General features: G+C 72.8%; 11 protein-coding genes and 2 tRNA genes. 10 read left to right on the forward strand and 3 right to left on the reverse strand.

The window, feature by feature from the left end; translation table 11 throughout:
* Positions 1 to 9 precede the first annotated feature (9 nt).
* Positions 10 to 684 carry a class F sortase gene (locus ACFYZS_RS13210; RefSeq protein WP_389010609.1) on the forward strand — a complete coding sequence of 225 codons (675 nt, stop codon included), beginning with the start codon at positions 10 to 12 and terminating at the stop codon, positions 682 to 684.
* 57 nt (positions 685 to 741) lie between these two features.
* On the opposite strand, the gene ACFYZS_RS13215 is transcribed toward ACFYZS_RS13210, so the two are convergent.
* A tRNA-Lys gene (locus ACFYZS_RS13215) sits at positions 742 to 815 on the reverse strand.
* Positions 816 to 1,064: 249 nt separating this feature from the next.
* Here ACFYZS_RS13215 and ACFYZS_RS13220 point away from each other — a divergent pair.
* The 5 genes from ACFYZS_RS13220 to ACFYZS_RS13240 all read left to right on the forward strand — a co-directional run bounded on the left by ACFYZS_RS13220 (position 1,065) and on the right by ACFYZS_RS13240 (position 7,461).
* Entirely contained in the window at positions 1,065 to 2,507 is a 1,443-nt protein-coding gene (locus ACFYZS_RS13220; RefSeq protein ID WP_389011642.1) for a peptidoglycan-binding protein, read from the forward strand.
* Positions 2,508 to 2,518: 11 nt separating this feature from the next.
* Positions 2,519 to 4,795 (forward strand): SPFH domain-containing protein, encoded by a 2,277-nt coding sequence (locus ACFYZS_RS13225; protein WP_389010612.1) that lies wholly within the window; start codon positions 2,519 to 2,521, stop codon positions 4,793 to 4,795.
* A gap of 180 nt (positions 4,796 to 4,975) precedes the next feature.
* A complete protein-coding gene (locus tag ACFYZS_RS13230) occupies positions 4,976 to 5,581 on the forward strand; it encodes a lytic polysaccharide monooxygenase (RefSeq protein WP_389011645.1) in 606 nt (201 codons plus the stop codon).
* Positions 5,582 to 5,630: 49 nt separating this feature from the next.
* Positions 5,631 to 7,316, forward strand: a complete 1,686-nt coding sequence (locus ACFYZS_RS13235; protein WP_389010615.1) for an AMP-binding protein — start codon at positions 5,631 to 5,633, stop codon at positions 7,314 to 7,316.
* Between the two features lie 71 nt (positions 7,317 to 7,387).
* Positions 7,388 to 7,461: transfer RNA gene (locus ACFYZS_RS13240), tRNA-Lys, on the forward strand.
* Between the two features lie 103 nt (positions 7,462 to 7,564).
* Here the strand turns inward: ACFYZS_RS13240 and ACFYZS_RS13245 are convergent.
* On the reverse strand, positions 7,565 to 8,323 hold the full coding sequence (locus tag ACFYZS_RS13245; protein WP_389010618.1) for an IclR family transcriptional regulator: 759 nt from the start codon (positions 8,321 to 8,323) through the stop codon (positions 7,565 to 7,567).
* Positions 8,324 to 8,552: 229 nt separating this feature from the next.
* Here ACFYZS_RS13245 and ACFYZS_RS13250 point away from each other — a divergent pair, with 229 nt between their 5' ends.
* The 4 genes from ACFYZS_RS13250 (at position 8,553) to ACFYZS_RS13265 (ending at position 12,878) form a co-directional block, all read left to right on the forward strand.
* Positions 8,553 to 9,695 (forward strand): LLM class flavin-dependent oxidoreductase, encoded by a 1,143-nt coding sequence (locus ACFYZS_RS13250; RefSeq protein ID WP_389010620.1) that lies wholly within the window; start codon positions 8,553 to 8,555, stop codon positions 9,693 to 9,695.
* A 254-nt stretch (positions 9,696 to 9,949) separates the two neighbouring features.
* Entirely contained in the window at positions 9,950 to 11,650 is a 1,701-nt protein-coding gene (locus tag ACFYZS_RS13255; protein WP_389010623.1) for a glycosyl hydrolase family 18 protein, read from the forward strand.
* Between the two features lie 159 nt (positions 11,651 to 11,809).
* Positions 11,810 to 12,658: a helix-turn-helix transcriptional regulator gene (locus tag ACFYZS_RS13260; protein ID WP_389010626.1), complete on the forward strand. Its 849-nt coding sequence runs from the start codon at positions 11,810 to 11,812 to the stop codon at positions 12,656 to 12,658.
* Positions 12,618 to 12,878: a DUF397 domain-containing protein gene (locus tag ACFYZS_RS13265; protein ID WP_389010629.1), complete on the forward strand. Its 261-nt coding sequence runs from the start codon at positions 12,618 to 12,620 to the stop codon at positions 12,876 to 12,878. Before ACFYZS_RS13260 ends, ACFYZS_RS13265 begins: the two co-directional genes overlap by 41 nt.
* Before the next feature lie 88 nt (positions 12,879 to 12,966).
* Here the strand turns inward: ACFYZS_RS13265 and ACFYZS_RS13270 are convergent, their stop codons facing one another.
* The gene (locus ACFYZS_RS13270) at positions 12,967 to 14,796 is read right to left on the reverse strand and encodes a putative bifunctional diguanylate cyclase/phosphodiesterase (RefSeq protein ID WP_389010632.1); all 1,830 of its coding nucleotides are present in this window, start codon (positions 14,794 to 14,796) and stop codon (positions 12,967 to 12,969) included.
* Between the last annotated feature and the right edge of the window lie 337 nt (positions 14,797 to 15,133).

Raw genomic sequence — 15,133 nt, forward strand, 5'->3', positions numbered from 1 at the left:
GGCAGGGCGGTGACGGGCCCGGGGGAGCCGAGGTCTTCCGGCGGCGGGCGGCTGCTGACCTTCGCCGCGTGGTCCGTGCTGGTGCTCGGCCTGTGGCTGTGGGGCCGCGAGATCACCGGCGTCCCGCCGAGCCAGTCGTCCGCACTGGCCGGCGGGTCGGCGCTGCCGGTCCCGGGGCTGCCCGCGGCGCACACCCCGCTGGCGGCGTCCGTGCCCGCGCGGGTCGACGTACCGTCGATGGGCATCCGGGCGCCGGTGATCTCCCGGGGCCTCGACGCGCAGGGCGCGATCGAGCCGCCGCCGTACGAGCGCCCCGGCACGGTGGGCTGGTGGGGCGGCGGGGCCAAACCGGGCGAGGCCGGGGCCGCGCTGCTGGTCGGGCACGTGGACACGGCGTCGAAGCCGGCGGTGTTCTACGGCTTGAGCTCGGCGAAGCCGGGTGACGCGGTGCGGGTGGTCCGGACGGACGGATCGGTCGCCGAGTTCACGATCGAGGACGTACGGGTCTACGAGCGGGCGCGCTTCGACGCGCACCGGGCGTACGGCCCGCGGATCGAGGGCCGGGCGGAGCTGCGGCTCGTGACCTGCGGGGGCACCTACGACAAGGCGGCCAAGGAGTACACGGCGAACGTGGTCGTGTCGGCCTATCTGACGGGAGAGGTCCGCCCCGGCACGGCGGCCTGAGACGCACGACGAAGAAGCCCCCCGCAGCTTTCGCTGCGAGGGGCTTCCTCTTGTCTGTGCGCCGCCAGGGACTCGAACCCCGGACCCGCTGATTAAGAGTCAGCTGCTCTAACCAACTGAGCTAGCGGCGCCTGCTGACAGAGAAAACTCTACCCCACCTCCAGCGGTGCTCGTGACCAGCCGCGCCCACCTTGTCCGATTAACCCATGTTTGAGGGGTTTATCGTGCACGATATGTCTGGGCCGAGCCGAATCTGATGCCCCGACAGGTCCGGGGCCCGCCTGACCAGCGACGAGCAGGGGAGTGGACGGAACCGCATGACGATCCAGCCTCCGATGCATGTGCACGTGCCTGCGCCGGTGAACCCGGCAGCGATGCCGATGCCGGTGCCCGCCTTCGAGGAGTACGAGCCCGCGGGCGACTGCGTCTGCCCGGGCTGCGCGCAGCGCCGCCGCGCCCTCGCCCGCGCGCGGGCCATACCGCTTCGGGACGGCGGCCACCCGGCCGCCCGCGGGGCCCGCCGGGCGCTGGTGCTGGCCACCGCGGCGGGCGTGGTGCTCGGCGGCGGCGGCTCGGCGGCCCTGGCGGCGGCCGACCCGGTCCCCGGCCCGGGGCCGGTCTCCCTCGACACCCCCGGCGGCTCCCCGCAGGGCGGCCGGTCCCCGCTGCACGGCCGCCCGGCCCCGGCGAAGCCGGCGGGTGCGCCCGGTGCGCCCTCGGCCGTCAAGCGGATCGACCGGACGTCGATCATCACGCGGGCGAAGACGTGGCTGGACGCGAAGGTCCCGTACAGCATGTCCACGTACTGGTCCGACGGCTACCGGCAGGACTGCTCCGGCTACGTCTCGATGGCCTGGAACCTTGGTACGAACGAGTGGACCGGCAGCCTCGACAAATTCGCCACCAAGATCACGAAGGAGGAGCTGCTGCCGGGGGACATGCTGCTCTTCCACAACCCCGCGGACCCGACCAACGGTTCGCACGTGGTGCTCTTCGGCGGGTGGGTGGACGAGACGCGCACGCACTACACCGCGTACGAGCAGACCCGCCCGACCACGCGGAAGGCGGCCACGCCGTACGGCTACTGGAACAACGCGACGAAGTACATCCCGTACCGGTTCAACGGGGTGACGCCCGGCCTCGCCGAGGACCCGGCGTCGACCGACCCGAAGCCGGCCGTCCCGACGGTCTTCCCCGGCGCCACGCAGTTCGGGCCGGGCGCGAACAACGAGCACGTCGCCCAGCTGGGCCGGATGCTGATCGAGCGGGGCGGGCGGCGCTTCTACCCGAAGGGCGCGAGCACGGCGTGGAGCGACGCCGACCGGCTGGCCACGCAGGCCTTCCAGAGCGCGCAGGGCTGGACGGGCACGGACGCCGACGGCGTCCCGGGCGCGCACACCTGGCAGCTCCTGGTCGAACACAAGGGCAACGACATCCGCCCGACGGTGGAGGGCGCCCCGGGCTCTCCCCCCAGACCGGGCACCGTCCCCGCGCCGGGTACGGCACCGGCGCCGGGGCATGCCGGGACGCCGGGCCCGGGCGGGGCCCACGGCCCGGTCGGGGTTCCCGGCCGTCCTGCCGCGGTGCCGGGATATCCGGGGCTGTCGGTGTTCCGCCCCGGATCCTCGAACCCGTTCATCACCGCCCTTGGCCGCCAGCTGGTGAAGAAGGGCTTCGGCAAGAACTACACGTCCGGCCCGGGGCCCCGCTGGAGCGAGGCCGACCGCCGCAGTGTCGAGGCCTTCCAACGCGCCCAGGGGTGGCGCGGAGCCGCGGCCGACGGCTACCCGGGCCCGGAAACCTGGCGCCGGCTGTTCGCATGACGGAGGCAACGATGTATCCCACGCGCACCACCTCGACGACGGGCACCTTCCGGGTCCCGCCCGCGCCCCCGCAAGCCCCGGCGCCGCGAGCCACGGGCGACCTGTACGCCCCTGCCCTCCACCCCCGGCCTGCCCCGCCCGCGGCCCCGGCCGAGCGGAGCGACTCCCCGCCCGAGCAGGCCGGCTCCCCGGCCGGGGCCTTGCCCGCGGCTGTGGTCCCGGCTCCCGCCGAGGCTCCCGCCGAGACGGTGTCCGCGGCCGTGCCGGCGGCCGTGCCGGCGGCCGTGCCCGTGCCGGCGGCCGTGGCCCCGGCTCCCGCCGAGAGCGTGCCCGCGGCCGCGATCCCGGCGCCGTACGCGGCCCAGAACGGCCCCGGGTCCGAGGTTCCGGCCGCGGCTCCGTCCGAGGTTCCGGCGGACCGGGTGCCCGGCGCGGTGGCTCCGGCTTCCCGCGAGGCCGGGGGCAGCCCGGAGGACGTGGCTCCGGTCGTGGCCGCCGGGCAACCGGTCCCGCAGGCGGCCGCCGGGGTTCCGGTCGCGACGGTTGCCCTCCCGCACGGGCGGCCGGCGGTGGAGAGCGCCTGGAGCGAGGTCCCGGCGGCCCGGATCCGGGTCGAGCCCGAGCCGGTGCACGCGCTGGCCGGGGCGGGCGAACGTGCCGAGTACGGTCTGGAGCCCGACCCGCAGGTCTGCGTACCGGCCCCGACGGCGCACTCCCCCTCGGGGGTGCCCACCCTCCGCCTGCGGGCCGAACCCGCACCCCCGGCGGCCGGTCCCGGGACGGAGCCGCCGTGCGTCCCCGAGGCGCACGCCGGAGCCGGGGCGGAGCCCGCGGCCGACTCGGAAGCCGGGCCCCGGCCCCGGCTCGGCCAGGTCTGGCCCGTTGCCGGCGCCGAGGCTGACGACCCCGTGCGGCGGTACGGCGAGCCGTGGCCGCCCGCCGCCCCGCAGCGCGGCGCCGGGTCGCGTGCCGCGCACGCCTCCGGGCCCGCGGAGCCGGTCCCGTACGTACCTCAGCCGCACGACGGCATCGCATCCGAGCCCGAGCCCGAGCACGAGCCCGAGCCCGAGCCCGAGCACGAGCCCGAGCACGAGCCCGAGCCCGAGCACAAGCACGAGCCCGAGTCCTGCTCCGGCGCGGTGCCCGGGCCCGCCGTCGGGGACATCGTCGCGCGGGCCGTGGCCCGGGGGATGGCCGAGGGGGACGCCGGGGAGCTGCCGCAGCCCGCGGCGGTGCGCGGGGCCGCCGTCACCGAGGTGCCCCTGCACCTGCCGTTCCCCGCGGAGTCCCGCCCGGCCGGGGCGCCGGCGGCGACCCCCGCGCAGGCTCCCGCTCCCGCTCCCGCCGCGCGGCCCCGCGCCGCGCGGCCCGAGCCCGGGCGGCGGGTGCCGCGCGGGGACGAGCGGCTGCGGGAGCACCGGGGACCCGTGCTGCCCGGCTGGGTCGGCGTGGGCGTCGGCGCGCTCGCGCTCACCGGCTGCCTGGCGGTGCTCTGGCGGGCCGGGGCCGTCCCGGCCCCCTTCGTGGCGGCCTTCGGCGCGACGCCCCGCGCCTACCAGGGGCTCCGCGCCACCCACTGGCCCCCGCTCGCCTTCCTCGGCATCGTCGCGCTGCTCGCGCTCGGCGGACTCGGCCGTGCCAAGGCCGGCCACGCCTGGGTGCTCACCCTCTTCGGCCGCTACCGCGGCACGGTCCGCCGTACCGGCCTCACCTGGGTCAGCCCCCTCCTGCTCCGCCGCCGCGTCGACGTCCGGCTGCGCCACTGGCGCAGCGAGCCCATGCCCGCCGTGGACTCCGGCGGCCTCGCCCTGAGGGTCGTCGTCCAGGTCGTCTGGCAGGTCAAGGACACGGCCCGGGCCACCCTCGCCGTCGAGGACCACACCGAATACCTCGCCGAGCAGGTCGAATCGGCCATGGCCAGGGTCCTGTCCCAGCTGCCCGCCGACGCCTTCCACGAGGACGCGCCGACGCTGCGCGACTCCGAGGCCGTCGGCGACGCGCTGACGCGGATGCTGGCGACCGAGACCGAGGCGGTCGGGATCGAGGTGTACTCGGCCCAGCCGACCCGGATCGAGTACGCCCCCGAGGTCGCCGAGGCCATGCGGCGGCGCCGGGTCGCGGCGATCGACGCCAAGCACCGGGACACGGTGCTGACCTCGGTCGTGGACGCGGTCGACGACACCGTCCACCGGCTGACCTCGCGCGGGCTCGTCGAGCTCGACGACTACGAGCGCAAGGCCCTGGTGAAGGACCTCACGGTCGCCTTCTACACGGGGCGTCCCGAGTAGCGGTCGCAGTCGACGGAGAACGGGTGGCCGGTATCTGCCGGACCACCCGTTCTCTCATTGGTCTGGACATGGCCAACTCCCGTCAATAGCCTGGTACTTGGTCTAGACCTAATCCCCACGCGTGCGCACGCTCTCATCGGACTCCCCCCACGTTCAAGGAGCATCATGCGTCCCATCCGCATGCCCGTTCACCTGCCCAGACGAGCCGGCGCCGCCACGCTCGGACTCGGCGTCATCGCCGGCCTGGCCCTGCTCACCGCCCCCACCGCAAGCAGCCACGGCTACACGGACACCCCCATCAGTCGCCAGAAGCTCTGCGCCAACAAGACCGTCCCCGACTGCGGCCCGATCCAGTGGGAGCCGCAGAGCGTGGAGGGCTACAAGGGCTTCCCGGCCGCCGGTCCGGCCGACGGCCAGATATGTTCCGGCGGGCACAGCGAGTTCGCGCAGCTCGACGACCCGCGCGGCGGCAGCTGGCCCACCACCAAGGTGACCAGCGGGCAGAGCTACGGCTTCCGGTGGCAGTTCACCGCCAACCACTCCACCACCGACTTCAAGTACTACGTCACCAAGAACGGCTGGACCGGCACCAGGGCCCTCACCCGCGCCGACCTCGAACCCCAGCCCTTCCTCACCGTCGCCTACAACGGCGCCCGGCCCGCCATGACCACCGTCCACCAGGGCGCCATGCCGAGCGGCAAGACCGGCCGGCACATGATCCTGGCGGTCTGGACGGTCAACGACACCCCCATGGCCTTCTACGCCTGCTCCGACGTCCAGTTCTGACCTCCGGCCCGATTCAATTCTGACGGAACGTCAGCTACTCTCCGGCGGCATGCGGACGACACCCGAAACCGTCGCGGAGCTCATAGCGGGCCAATGGGGCGACCACCGGCCGGGGCTGATGTACGGCGGCAGCACGCACACCGCCGTCCTCAGCCGCCACCGGACCGCCCAGGAGGCCGCCGCGCGCGCCGCGCTGCTCGTCGACCTCCTGCCGGCGGACCAGGGCGCCGAACCGCACATCGGGGTGCTGCTCGACAACACTCCCGAGTTCCCGTTCTGGCTCGGCGCGGCGGCCCTCGCCGGGGCCGCCGTCGCCGGGATCAACCCCACCCGGCGCGGCCCCGAGCTGGCGCGCGACATCCTGCACACCGACTGCCGGATCCTGGTCACCGAGCGCGCCCACCTGCCGCTGCTGCGCGGGCTCGACCTGCCGGGCGTACGGATCCTCGTGACCGACTCCGAGGAGTACGCCGCCCTGCTCGCCCCGTACGCCACCGCGAAGCCGGGCGAGGCGGTGCTGGCCGCCCCCGCCCCCGGCTCCCGCTTCCTCCTCTACTTCACCTCGGGCTCCACCGGCGCCCCCAAGGCCGCCGTCTGCAGCCAGGGCCGGCTGGCCGCCGCCGCGGACTCGCTGGTCCGGCAGTTCTCGATCACCCCCGACGACGTCCACTACGTCTGCATGCCGCTCTTCCACGGCAACGCGGTCATCGCCGACTGGCTGCCCGCCCTCGCCGGGGGCGCGGCCGTGGCCCTGCGCCCCCGCTTCTCCGCCTCCGCCTTCCTGGCCGACGTCCGGGCGTACGGGGCGACGTACTTCACCTACGTCGGCCGGGCCGTCCAGTACCTGCTCGCCACCGAGCCCCGCCCCGACGACCGCGAGCACTCCCTGCGCCTCGGCTTCGGCACCGAGGCCGGCGCGGTGGACGCGGCCCGCTTCACCGAGCGGTTCGGGGTCCGGCTGGTGGAGGGGTACGGGGCCACCGAGGGCGGCGCCTCCGTGCAGCGCACCCCGGACACCCCGCCGGGCGCGCTGGGCCGGGCCGGGGCCGGGGACGACCTGGCGGTGATCGATCCGGAGACGGGTGCGCAGTGCCCGCCGGCCGTGCTGGACGCGCGGGGCCGCCTCCTGAACGGCTCCGCGGCCATCGGCGAGCTGGTCAACCGCGGCCGGAGCCTGTTCGAGGGCTACTGGCGCAACCCCGAGGCGCAGGCGGCCCGGACCCGCGACGGCTGGTATTGGACGGGTGACCTGTTCTTCCGCGACGCGGACGGCTTCCTCTACTTCGCGGGCCGTACGGACGACCGGCTGCGGGTCGACAGCGAGAACCTCGCCGCGGCGGTGATCGAGAACATCCTGGCGCGCTGGTCCCCGGCGGCGGCGGTCGCCGTGTACGCGGTGCCGGACGAGGTGGCGGGCGACCAGGTGATGGCGGCGCTCGCCCTGGAGGAGGGGGAGCGGTTCTCGCCGGAGGCCTTCTCGGCGTTCCTGGCCGCCCAGCCCGACCTGGGCACGAAGATGTCCCCGCGCTACGTCCGGATCGTGGAGTCGATGCCGACGACGGCCACCAACAAGATCCACCGGGCGGCTCTGCGCCGCTCCGGCTTCCGCTGCCCGGACCCGGTGTGGTGGTCCCCGCCGGGCGGATCCGGCTACCGGCCCCTGGGCCCGGCGGACCTCGCCGGCCTGCTGGCGGCGTACGAGGCGCAGGGGCGCGCGGAGCTCCTGGAGCGCTGACCGGTGATCCCGGCGTACGCGGGTATTGGTTTTGAGCACCCCTGAGGACCAGGTAGTATTTTCTCTGTCAGGCGCCGCTAGCTCAGTTGGTTAGAGCAGCTGACTCTTAATCAGCGGGTCCGGGGTTCGAGTCCCTGGCGGCGCACCTGTACTTCGGGCGGTTTCCGGTTTCACCGGGAACCGCCCGAAGTGTTTTCCCGGGCTCTTTCGCGCAGCCCGCGGCCGCCGACGGCAGGTCCGGAGGACGGTCAGAGCGTGAGCGACAGCAGCAGGGGCGCGGCCTTCCGGTTCAGCGCGTCCGCGGCGGCCCGCAGCCGGTGCGCGTGCTCGACCGGCATCGACAGGGCCAGGCAGCCCACCGAGGCCCCGGCGGTGATCGGCACCGCGGCGCAGACGGTGCCCACCGCGTACTCCTGCAGGTCCAGCACCGGCACCGTGGCCGGCTGGGCGTCCAGCTTGGAGAAGAGGATCCGCTCGTTCACGATCGTCTTCGACGTGAGCCGGGCGATCTTGTGCCGCGAGAGGTGGTCGCGCCGCCCGTTCTGGTCGAGCTGGGTCAGCAGGCACTTGCCGACCGCACTGGCGTGCGCCGCGGAGCGGAAGTCGACCCACTCGTGCACCTTCGGGGTGCGGGGGCTGTCCGCGAACTGCGTGATCTTCACCTCGCCGTCCACGTACCGGCTGATGTAGACCGCCGCGCCCACCGAGTCCCGGAGCCGGTCCAGGGTCTCCTGCAGCTTGTTCTGGAGGGCCTGCTGCCGGTCTATGCCGGAGCCGAGCAGCACCAGGGAGTCGCCTATGGCGTAGGCGCCGTCCGACACCTGGAGGACGTACCCCTCACGGCGCAGCATGAGGAGCATGGGGGCGAGATGGACCGCGGGCAGGCCGGTCTCACGCGCGATCTGTACGTCGGTCACACCGCCGGTGTGGCGGGCGATCGTTTCGAGTACGCGCAGGGCGTACTGCACCGAGTGGAACGGCGCGGTCGGCTCGGGCTTCAGCGCCACGGTTTCCCCCTAGCAGGTTGTTACCGCTTGCCTTACCACGATAGCCATCAAGAGGCCCATGTGGAGCGCCTGTTGGGGAGATTGATGGCTCAATCACGTCCCCCCGCCACCGTCTGCACCGCTGGCATATGCCAAGGTCACGCCCACTGCCCGAGAGTGTCGGGAATGCCCGCGCGCCGCCGATGGTTCGAGTTCTTCGTACGGACGGCGGAGCGAGGCGGGAGCGACTATGAGTGACACCGGGGACGCGGGTCGGGCTGTGGACGGGGGCGGCCGCGAAGATCGCGGAGGCCGTGCGGATCCGATCCGGGGCACCATACGCGGCCACGCGCCGGTCCCGCTCTCGGTGCTCGACCTCGTCACGGTCGGCAGCGGCAGCACCGCCCACGACTCCCTGCGTACGAGCGTCGCCATCGCCCGCCTCGCCGAGTCCCGCGGCTACCACCGCCACTGGGTCGCCGAGCACCACTCCATGCCCGGCGTGGCCAGCTCCTCCCCGGCGGTGATCCTGGCCCACCTCGCCGCCCACACCTCCCGCATCCGGCTCGGCTCGGGCGGGGTGATGCTGCCCAACCACGCGCCGCTCGCCATCGCCGAGCAGTTCGGCACCCTGGAGGCGCTCGCCCCGGGCCGGATCGACCTCGGGCTCGGCCGCGCCCCCGGCACCGACGGCCGCACGGCCGCCGCCCTGCGCGGGCCCGGCCGCCTCGACGAGGCCGCCGAGGAGTTCCCCCGGCAGCTGGTGGAGCTCACCCGCTTCCTCGACGACGACTTCCCCGACGGGCACCCGTACGCCCGCGTCCACGCGGTGCCGGGTCCCGTGCAGGGCCCCGCCGGGCGGCCGCCGCTGTGGCTGCTCGGCTCCTCCGGGTTCAGCGCCCGCCTCGCCGCCGAGCTCGGCCTGCCCTTCGCGTACGCCCACCACTTCTCGGCGGCCGGCACCCTGCCCGCGCTGGACCTCTACCGGCAGACCTTCCGCCCCTCGGCCGTACTGGACGCCCCGTACGCCGTGATCGGGGTCTCGGCGCTCGCCGCCGACACCGACGAGCAGGCCCGGGCCCAGGTGCTCACGGGCGCGCTGTCCATGCTGCGGCTGCGCAGCGGCCGACCCGGTCTGATCCCGACGCCCGAGGAGGCGGCGGCGTACGGCTTCTCCCCGCTGGAGCGGGAGTTCGTGGACGGCTGGCTCGCCAACGTGGTCCACGGCACCCCCGACGAGGTCCGCACCGGGCTCGACGACCTGGCCAAGCGCACGGGCGCGGACGAGCTGATGCTCACCGCCAACGCCCACGGCGGCGCGGCCCGGTTGCGCTCCTACGAACTCGTCGCGGACGCGTACGGGATGCCGGTGGAGGCCTCGTCAGCTGATTGATCGCGTGCGAACGGAGTTCGGCTGGTTTGTTGCCGAAACCTTGCGGGAGGGTGTCCTAAGGCACCCTTAAACCGCTCGTCACCTGGGGTGGCGAGCGGTTTTTCCTTTGCCCGCAGGGCTCTGACGAGGGCGTTTGTGCGGCGAGTGGTCTAGTCCTTCTTTGGTCCAAACCATTGACGCGGACCTCGGGTGATCGCTATCACTTCTCCCACCCGAACCTCTCGCTTCCCCCTCCCACCCCCCGGAGGCAGTTCATGCACATCCGTAAACCCCTCATCGCGGCCGCCGCCACGGCCGCGCTGGCAGCCGGAGCGCTGGCTGGCTTCGCGGGGCTCGGCACCGCGCAGGCCGCCGACGCGGCCACCACCGCGGGCGCAGGCGGCAACGTCAAGATCGCGTACTACGACCAGTGGAGCGTCTACGGGAACGCCTTCTACCCCAAGCACCTCGACACCCGCGGCATAGCGGGCAAGCTGGACGTCATCAACTACTCGTTCGGCAACATCCACCCCACGAACCTCACCTGTTTCGAGGCGAACAAGGCGGCGGGCGACGACAACAACCCCAACGCCGGTGACGGCGCGGGCGACTCGTACGCCGACTACCAGAAGTCCTTCAGCGCGGCCGACAGCGTCAGCGGCGTCGCCGACAAGTGGGACCAGCCGATCGTGGGCGTCTTCAACCAGTTCAAGCAGTTGAAGGCCAAGTACCCGAACCTGAAGATCAACATTTCGATCGGCGGCTGGACGTACTCGAAGTACTTCAGCGACGCGGCGAAGACCGACGCCTCCCGCAAGAAGCTGGTCTCCTCCTGCATCGACCAGTACATCAAGGGCAACCTGCCGGTCGAGGGCGGCTACGGCGGCGCGGGCAGCGCGGCCGGCATCTTCGACGGCATCGACATCGACTGGGAGTACCCCGGCTCCTCCGGCGGCCACCTGGGCAACCACTACGCCCCCGAGGACAAGCAGAACTTCACGCTCCTGCTCAAGGAGTTCCGCGAGCAGCTCGACGCCTACGGCGCGGCCAACGGCGGCAAGAAGTACCTGCTGACCTCGGCGCTCCCGGCCGGCCAGGACAAGATCAAGTACATCGAGACGGACAAGATCGGCGCGTACCTCGACTACGCGAACATCATGACGTACGACATGCACGGCGCCTGGGACGGCGACGGCCCGACGTACCACCAGTCCCCGCTGTACTCCGGCACCAACGACCCGACCGACCCGATCGCCCCGGGCACCGAGAAGTACAGCATCGACAACGCCATCGACTCCTGGATCGACGGCAAGCCGGCCTACGGCATCGCCGGCGGCTTCCCCGCCAACAAGCTGACGCTGGGCTACGAGTTCTACTACCGCGGCTGGAAGGGCGTCCCCGCCGGCACGGCGGGCGGCCTCGCCCAGCCCGCGACCGGCGCCTCCGGCGCCCGGCCCACCAGCCAGCAGGCCGGCATCGCCAACTACAAGGAGCTCGGCGGGATCGTCGACAACCCGTCGGCCACCTTCTGGGACGACCAGGCCAAGGCCTCGTACTTCTACAAGGACGGCGAGTTCTTCACCGGCCTGAACCAGAAGTCCATCCAGGCCCGGGTCGACTACGGCAAGCAGCGCGGCCTGGCCGGAGCGATGATGTACTCCCTGCTCGGCCTGGACAACAACACCACGCTGCTGAACCAGATCTCGGACGCCCTCGGCGGCACCACGCAGCCCCCGACGACCCCGCCCACCACGCCCCCGACGACCCCGCCGACCACCCCGCCCACGACGCCGCCGACCACCCCGCCGACCACGGGCTGCGGCTCGACCCCGGCGTACGTCGCGGGCACCGTCTACACCGGTGGCCAGGAAGTCTCCTACAACGGCCGCAAGTACAAGGCCCAGTGGTGGACGCAGAACGAGACCCCGGGCACCACGGGCGAGTGGGGTGTCTGGAAGGACCTCGGCGCCTGCTGATCTCCCCCCACCCCGCGCCGAGCGACACCCCGCCCCGTACCCGGTTCCCCCGGTGCGGGGCGGAGGTGTGTCACATGGTTGCCGGATTCCGGACACCGGTGCGTGGCGGTCTCGCTACGCTCGGCCACACGCTTGTTTTCCGCTTGGGGGTGCCATCTCATGGTCCGGGCCCGCGACATCGATCCCAGCGCCTCACCGCTGGACTACTACAGCTACGAGCTCCGCCGGCTGAGAGAGGAAGCCGGCCTCAAGCAGGCGCAGCTGGGCGGAGTCATCTTCTGCACGGGTTCCCTGATCGGCATGATCGAGAACGGTAAGCGGGTACCGACCCGGGACTTCTCGGAGCGGGTGGATGCGGCGCTGGGGACCGGCGGGGTGTTCTCACGTCTGGTGGGGCTGGTCCTGCGGAGCCAGTTGCCGAGCTGGTTCCAGGCCTACGCGGAGATGGAAGCCAGGGCAACGCACATCTCGTCGTTCCAGCCGCAGCTGGTCTACGGACTGCTTCAGACGGAGGCGTACGCGCGGGCGGTCCTCAAGGCAGGGTGGGGGGAGAAGCTCGATGAGGCGGTGGCCGCGAGGCTGGAGCGTCAGCGCATCCTGGACAGAGAGCGCCCGCCCCTCGTCTGGGTAGTCCTGGACGAGGCAGTGCTGCACCGTCCCTTCGGCAGCCGCGAGATAATGCGTGAGCAGCTGAGCCGCCTGCTGGAGTTCCAAGACCGGCGCGAGGTGCGGATCCAGATCCTCCCGTTCAGCGTCGGACAACACCCCGCCACGGTTGGGGCGTTCAACGTTCTCCGGTTTGCGGGAGACCCGGACGTCGTCTATGCCGAGAGCTACGGGTCGGCCCACGTGACGGCAAATCCGGAAACGGCCAGCGACTGTGCGCATCGCTACGATCATCTGCAGGCAGCGGCGCTCTCCGTGGAGGCCTCGGCCGCGTTGATCGCCCGCGTACGAGAGGAACGTTATGGGGACCATTCAGAACCTGACGGGCGTGCTGTGGCGTAAGTCCAGCTACAGCGGCGGGACCGGCGGTGACTGCGTCGAGTGCGCTCCCCTCGGCGCCGCCGCCTGGCGCAAGGCTTCGTATAGCGGCCCCACCGGCGGTGAGTGCATCGAGGTAGCGGCGCAGCCCTGCCTCGTCGCGGTCCGGGACTCCAAGGACCCTGAAGGCCCCGCCTTCACCGTCGCCCCCGCGGCCTTCGCCGCCTTCGTGCGCAGCCTCTGACGGGTCCGGGCGGAGCCCGGGAAACGGAGAAAGGGCGGGGCGGGGAGACGGCACCGCGCAGCGGCGGCCCCCGCACCGCCCCGCAGGGTCACGCCCCGGGGCGGGTGCCGATCATCTCGGCGATCAGCTCCGGGGCCACCGCGCGCGAGTACAGCCAGCCCTGGCCCGTGTCGCAGCCGACGCGCCGCAGCCGGGCCGCCTGACCGGCGGTCTCCACGCACTCCGCCGTGACCGTCAGCCCCAGCCGGTGCGCGAGCTGTACCAGGGCCTCGACGATGGTCTCGTCGGCCGGGTTCGGGTGGGTGCCCTCCTCGTAGCGGAAGCCCCGTACGAAGGAGCCGTCCAGCTTCAGCACGGACACCGGCAGCCGGCTCAGGTACGCCAGGTTCGAGTACCCGGTGCCGAAGTCGTCGATGGCGATCCGCACCCCCATGTCGCTCAGCGCCTGGAGGGCCTGGAGCGGCCGCCCGGCGGAGCCCATCACCGCCGACTCGGTCAGCTCCAGCTGGAGCAGCTGCGGGGCGAGCCCGGTCTCGGCCAGGATCCCCGCCACGTCCCCGACCAGGTCGGAGTCCCAGACCTGGCGGACCGCCACGTTGACGGAGACGAAGACGGGGGAGTCGCTCGGCCGCTCGATCTGCCAGCGCCGGGCCTGCCGGCAGGCGGTCCGCAGCACCCACCGCCCCAACTGGACGATGGAGCCGTCCTCTTCGGCAATTCCGATGAACCGATTCGGCGTCAGCATGCCGAACTGCGGGTGGTTCCAGCGCACCAGCGCCTCCACCCCGCGCACCGCGCCGCTCTCCAGGTCCACGAGCGGCTGGTACTCGAGCGCGAACTCGCCCCGCTCCACGGCCGGCCGCAGGGTCGAGGTCAGCGCCTGGCGGGTCATGCGGTGCGCGTTGCGCTCCGGGTCGAACAGCGTCCAGCGGGCCTTGCCGTCCGCCTTGGCCCAGTACAGGGTCGTGTCCGCGGCCTGCATCAGCCCGGTCGCCGAGGTCCCCTCCGCGGCCCGCTCCACCACGCCGATCGAGGCCGAGACCGACAGTCGCTGCCCGGCCAGGTCGAACGGCTCCTGCACGGCGGCCAGTACGCTCCGCGCCAGGTCGGCGAGCTGTTCGGTGCCGGTGGAGTCCTCGACGAGCAGGGCGAACTCGTCGCCGCCGAGCCGCGCCACGAGGTGCCCGCCGGTGCGCCCGTACCCGGACTGGTCGGCGCACTGCGTCAGCCGGGCCGCCACGGCGGTCAGCAGCCGGTCGCCGACCCGGTGGCCCAGGGTGTCGTTGACGGCCTTGAACCCGTCCAGGTCGAGGTAGCACAGGCCGATCCGGCCCGTTCCGCCCTGCTCGTACGAGGAGGCCTCCAGGGCGGCGGAGAGCCGCTCGAAGAAGAGCGCCCGGTTGGGCAGCCGGGTCACCGGATCGTGCATCTGGAGGTGGCGCAGCCGGGCCTGGAGGTCGCGGCGGTCGCTGATGTCGGCGACGGACAGCAGCACGTCCCGGGTGCCGGGCACGGGCCCGAGGGTGACCTCGGTCCACAGCGAGTGCCCGTCGGGGTGTTTGAGCCGGCGGGTGCAGCGCAGCCTGGCCTGCCGGCCGCGGAGCACCTCCTGGTACGCCTGCCAGGTCCGGGCCTCGGCGCCCAGGTCGACCAGATCGGCCGCGCGCTGCTCGACGAGCGCGTGCGGCTCGGTGCCGAGCAGCCCGGCCAGCGCCGCGTTGGCGGCGACGACGTGCCCGGAGCGGTCGACGACGGCCATCGCGAGGTGGGCCGCGTTGAAGGCGGCCCGGTAATCGCGCAGTTCGGACTCGGTGCGGGTCGGCGTTGTCGGCATGGCCGGCACTGCTTGGTGACGCTCCGTAATGGCCGATCGGATGCTGTCGGCCGCCGAACCGGTTCCCTCTGAGGTTCCGCTCACCGTTGGCTCCCGCAGTGCTCGTGAGTGTCCGTGCAGGAAAGTGTGCCGATCATAGAGGCACCGTACGGCCCTATCCAGCGGCGTCGCCGTGCGGGGCACGGGACTTCGGCGTGCTGACGGCCCGCCCGCCGGATCCCGGGCGATCGTTTCTGCGCAGCTCTGAGCAGGGAAAGCCCCTCGCTGATCTCCCGTGATCGGTCGTGACGTTCTGTAGGCATGTGGGTGACCCCCCCCGGGTCACCGGCTTGCCGTAGTGCTCACTCGTGTGGGGCAGCGGAACAGGGCATTAGTAAGACAATCGCCTCAGGGTGGAGCGAGATGGTACGAATCCACCACC

Source organism: Streptomyces sp. NPDC001903, assembly GCF_042891345.1.
In the GTDB taxonomy this organism is placed as follows: Bacteria; Actinomycetota; Actinomycetes; order Streptomycetales; family Streptomycetaceae; genus Streptomyces.